Source organism: Candidatus Amarobacter glycogenicus, from assembly GCF_016704105.1.
Lineage (GTDB): Bacteria > Chloroflexota > Dehalococcoidia > Tepidiformales > Tepidiformaceae > Amarobacter > Amarobacter glycogenicus.
Genome location: NZ_JADJAT010000018.1, coordinates 1 through 4,072, shown reverse-complemented (window position 1 = coordinate 4,072; position 4,072 = coordinate 1). Strand labels below are relative to the sequence as shown.

Annotated in this window: 7 protein-coding genes and 1 pseudogene; all 8 read right to left on the bottom strand. The window is 43.9% G+C overall.

What is annotated here, in order from left to right:
- Window positions 1–312, bottom strand: a pseudogene (locus IPG14_RS11180) (N4-gp56 family major capsid protein); the annotation flags it as partial.
- Window positions 313–771: 459 nt separating this feature from the next.
- Window positions 772–1,170, bottom strand: coding sequence for a hypothetical protein (locus tag IPG14_RS11175; protein ID WP_343391892.1), 399 nt, complete (start codon window positions 1,168–1,170; stop codon window positions 772–774).
- A gap of 73 nt (window positions 1,171–1,243) precedes the next feature.
- Entirely contained in the window at window positions 1,244–1,588 is a 345-nt protein-coding gene (locus IPG14_RS11170; RefSeq protein WP_343391891.1) for a hypothetical protein, read from the bottom strand.
- Window positions 1,585–1,854, bottom strand: coding sequence for a hypothetical protein (locus IPG14_RS11165; protein ID WP_343391890.1), 270 nt, complete (start codon window positions 1,852–1,854; stop codon window positions 1,585–1,587). Before IPG14_RS11165 ends, IPG14_RS11170 begins: the two co-directional genes overlap by 4 nt.
- Before the next feature lie 35 nt (window positions 1,855–1,889).
- Window positions 1,890–2,177: a hypothetical protein gene (locus tag IPG14_RS11160; RefSeq protein ID WP_343391889.1), complete on the bottom strand. Its 288-nt coding sequence runs from the start codon at window positions 2,175–2,177 to the stop codon at window positions 1,890–1,892.
- Window positions 2,170–2,427: a hypothetical protein gene (locus IPG14_RS11155; RefSeq protein WP_343391888.1), complete on the bottom strand. Its 258-nt coding sequence runs from the start codon at window positions 2,425–2,427 to the stop codon at window positions 2,170–2,172. Before IPG14_RS11155 ends, IPG14_RS11160 begins: the two co-directional genes overlap by 8 nt.
- Window positions 2,428–2,446: 19 nt before the next feature.
- The gene (locus IPG14_RS11150) at window positions 2,447–3,571 is read right to left on the bottom strand and encodes a hypothetical protein (protein WP_343391887.1); all 1,125 of its coding nucleotides are present in this window, start codon (window positions 3,569–3,571) and stop codon (window positions 2,447–2,449) included.
- A gap of 204 nt (window positions 3,572–3,775) precedes the next feature.
- The coding region (locus IPG14_RS11145) for a hypothetical protein (RefSeq protein ID WP_343391886.1) at window positions 3,776–4,072 on the bottom strand (297 nt) is incomplete at its 5' end.

Sequence of the window (4,072 nt, the reverse complement as noted above, 5' to 3'; positions counted from 1 at the left end):
ATTGCCATCGATTCCTTGTACATCATCAAGAGTACGAACACTATTAAACTTCATTGGTGAAACTAATAGGTCATCTTTGACGATTAAGAACTCAAACTTAGCAACAAAGTAACTAGATGGTAGTTTGACAATCGTAAGACCGTCTACTTCACCAACAATACCTTTTTTGAGGTCTTTAGCTGATGTATCACAATCCTTAATAAACTCAGGGTCTCGCTTTAGGAGATTGTAGTTAGTAGGAGTGATGAATAGAACTCGTCCGTCTTCTGGGACTTTTGCTTCACTCATAGCTGCTTGCTGTGCAAGAATCAACTGGTAAATAGTGTTGTGGGCAACTGCTGTACCACCAATTACACCTTGAGTGTTAGCGATTGCGTAAGCTGAAAGTACGCCAAGTCGGTAAATGTCGGTAGCCGGAGTTGAAACTTCGTCTTAGTGTCGTTTAACAGCTTTGCTACTTCTGTAACCATCTGGCTATCTTCGTAGTTTCCACGATCAATGGTGAACGTGAAAGCTTTGTCTTGGCTTAGGGTAAGGTTTGTGTACCTGTACCGAGTTCGACTAATGCACCGAAACGGTTAGTACCACTTCGTACATAGTCATTTTCTGCAACTACGTCTACATTGTAGATAGTTACAGAGTTCTTACCGTTAAAGTCTAGGCGAATGCCCTTGTTTACGATAAGGTCTGTTTTTTGATTTTAGGTGGTATCTTTCATCAAGTACCTTGAAAGTGTGCGGCTGAATAATTCTGAGCCATATCTTAATCTCCTTAGTTAGTCAGCAGACAATACGTCAAGGATTGGGTCTTTCGATGATCCACCCTCTGTGGTGACGCTGCTGGCTTCGTGTCGGCATTTCTGCGGACGTTCTTGCTTGCTCGCACCTGTTGGACTGCACCACTTCGAGACGCACCTTTTAATAAGTCTGCCGTTTCTTGTAAATGTTCATATAACGAACCTTTAATCTCAGTCATGTTACCGTTCTGGTCATAACCTACATATCCAGCGTTATAGTCTTTCACCGCTTTGTTGTAGACTCTTTCGTTGAACTGGTCTTTATTGTCTGGATTAAAGATCTGCAAGTCGGGGTTGGCTTTCGCTTGTTCAAACTCTGAAATGAGTGTTTGCTCATTGTTAGCAATTAGATTGCTGTACTGTTGAACTTCCATAGTTCTGAGCCTTTGGTCGTATTCATCTTCACCATCAGAGACGTACTCCTCAGTTTGTTCCCGAACACGTGCCTCACGCTCTGCTATTAGCTCTGGCGTTCCTCATACCTTTGTCGGCTTCTTCCTTTGGGTCGATAACTTCGGCTTCATCAGATGCCTCTGATTCTTCCTCGGTTTCTTCTTCTTGCTCAGGCTCTGGTTCGCCCTCAGCGTCAGTATCTTCATCACTTGGTGTTTCTGCGACTTCCTCGACTACTTGCTCGTCTTGGTCATCTTCTGTGTCATCCAGTGTTGAAAGAATTGGATCTTCCGCTGGTTCTTCGACTACATCATTAGATGCGTCATTGGTTGATTCATCATCACCTATATTTATCTCCTTTTTTAGTCTACCGTTGATCGGTGGTGAGCCGCTACTCATTGGGTGGGCGAGTCCGGGGCTGGGAAGCTCATAGTGCCTACCGGATAGGCATAGGGCACTATGCAACCTCTATCTTTCAATACGAACTTGTCTCCTTCCTTTGTTAGTGCTTTACCTACAGGGATATGCTGTCTGAATCTAATACCTGCTTCGGTTAATCCTATTAGGTAGTTACCCTCTTGTCTTAGGTCGGTTAGCTTATTAGTAATCCCCATCTTGTCTATGTCGAATGTATATTCTGGCTTATTGTATGGTTTCTTACTCATCTTTACGCCTCGTCTCTCGGAGTTCTAGTGCAAACTTAGACTTTAAGACCTCTAGGTACTACGGTATCGTCCTGCTGCTTTAGCTCGGCTCGGAAGTTATCATCATCATCTTTGGTATTATCTACATAATCAGCTATGAAGCTTAGTTGTACCTCTCGCTCTCTTTCAATCATATCAACGATGTCTTGGAGTACAGGCGTTACCTCTGCTAATTTACGCTTCTCATCCTCAAGTTTCTGCTTAGTAGCTTTGTCAATCTTCTCATTATCAAACTGACCTGCTGGTGGTTCATCTATGCCAGTGTATGTTTCACTATCAGCCATTTAGTCCTCCTTGTAAGAATCTAACAATTTCTTCTTCGCTGTAGTCTTCTCGTCTAGCACGTAAGACTGCACCGGCTGCTTCTTCGTCAAGGTCGTATTCTTGCATGGTTGCTTGTAGTTCTTCCATGATAGCCTGTTGATCCTCTGGTAGTTCCTCTGGTAAGACTTCACCTTGTAGTGCATCTTCTGGTGGTAGCTCGCCCTCTGGTAGCACTTCTTGTTCACCGCCACCCATCTGCTGTTGAACCATAGCTGTGGCAGTTTGCTCATCAACACCTGCTCTTGCATGATTTGCTGTATCTGTTGTTGTGCATCTTGGCTTGCTCTTGTTCCTCTGGGCTTAACTCGACAAGCACTTTATCCCAACTATCCGCACCACTTGCTGCAATAACTTTCAAAGGCTTCACCGAGATTAAACTCATAGCCTGATTCTGCCATTGCTGGTTGACGTTAGGATTGCTGGTAGCTATATCAATTAGTTCTACCCATCGGTTCTTTTCATCTTCATCTGCTTCTGGTCGTGGGTCAAACTCAAACTTGAATGTTCGGTTCGATAGTCCACCATCTTCATCATGAACCATTAGCTCGTCATAAAGGATTGGTACTTCCTCGATTGATGGTGTCTCGGTGTCTGGGTTGTCATCAAAGTAACCTGCTTTCACTAGTCTGTCTCTATCCTCTTTCGCTACTTGTAAGATGTCTGCACCCTGCATGTTCGCCATATGTACGTTCATCATCTTCTCTGCCATCTTACCGCTTGCTACATCGGCTTTGTTACGCAAGTAGTTGTCTTGTGAGTTAGTTCGGTCTTGCTGCATCTTAACGCCAGCTTGGGTCTTACTAAATGATGGGTTGCCAGCCTCGGCACTTACTGAGCCGTCTGTTCTACCCTGCAAGGTCTGGAGTTGTGTTTTGTATAGTCCGAAGTTGTTAGGAAACTGTGTATAGACTGCATTGGTGTTATTGACTACATCTATCTGAGCTTGTCCGACTTGCCATAGTGCATCTGGGGTAAAGGTTAGTGAGTTGAAGTTAGTCTGGTCGGTTGAGCCACTTATCTTCTTTGGTGGCTGTAGTCCTACCTGAGTAGCAAAGACATGAGCTTGGTTGATGTTCTGTTCTTCCATCTCTTTAGAGGTCATCGACATATCAACTAGCTTCTTGAGTACCTTGACGTTCCAAGTGGTGTCTTTCTCTTTACTGTGAGACTGTATCAGCCGTTTGAGCTGTAGTTTGGTGTAATAGGTGTCTAAGAATACATAGTCGCAGTCATCGACTGAGAACTTGCCAGGCTCTAGCTTGACGTTACGGATGTACGGTAGCGACCAGTCTGAGCCAGTGTACTCATCGTTTGAGACAAAGAAGTTGTAGCGTGGTTGTCCGCCATACTTCAAGGCATGTTCTTACCGATAGTCTTGGATAGTTTGTTAGCTGCTATGCGTTCGTACTCATCAAAGGGCTTTTGCCAGTCCTTAGCAGTCTTCGAAGCCTCATAGTAAGCGTCTTGCAAATCTTTTTTTTCTAGGTGGATACTCATGCTTGATTGTTCCTTTATCGAGCAATCGTAGATACGGCATGAACTCTTTGTATTTAATATATCAGTTAGTAGGGTGCTTGTAAACTACTGTACTACATATTGGGTTGTAATCTTTTTTTAACTGGTGGTTATAGGGGTCGGCATCTATACGGATATTGATTTGGAAGGTCTGACCATTAGTGATTAGTTCAAGTGCTTTCATTAGCTCTGTGAGTGCTTGGGTCTTGTCTGCCACCATGATCGGTATAGACATCTCTACCTTACAGTTGGACTGCTTGCCATCGTGGAAGCTCTCGGTTGTGATTCGTTTGCCGTAGTCTAGTGCCATATTAAAATCCTGCCATAAAGTTAGTTGGTT

What these genes read in the sequence shown, in the direction of transcription:
- IPG14_RS11155 (WP_343391888.1), bottom strand. Translation starts at nt 2,427, where the DNA reads ATGGTTCAACAGCAGATGGGTGGCGGTGAACAAGAAGTGCTACCAGAG.
- IPG14_RS11160 (WP_343391889.1), bottom strand. Translation starts at nt 2,177, where the DNA reads ATGGCTGATAGTGAAACATACACTGGCATAGATGAACCACCAGCAGGT.
- IPG14_RS11165 (WP_343391890.1), bottom strand. Translation starts at nt 1,854, where the DNA reads ATGAGTAAGAAACCATACAATAAGCCAGAATATACATTCGACATAGAC.
- IPG14_RS11170 (WP_343391891.1), bottom strand. Translation starts at nt 1,588, where the DNA reads ATGAGTAGCGGCTCACCACCGATCAACGGTAGACTAAAAAAGGAGATA.
- IPG14_RS11175 (WP_343391892.1), bottom strand. Translation starts at nt 1,170, where the DNA reads ATGGAAGTTCAACAGTACAGCAATCTAATTGCTAACAATGAGCAAACA.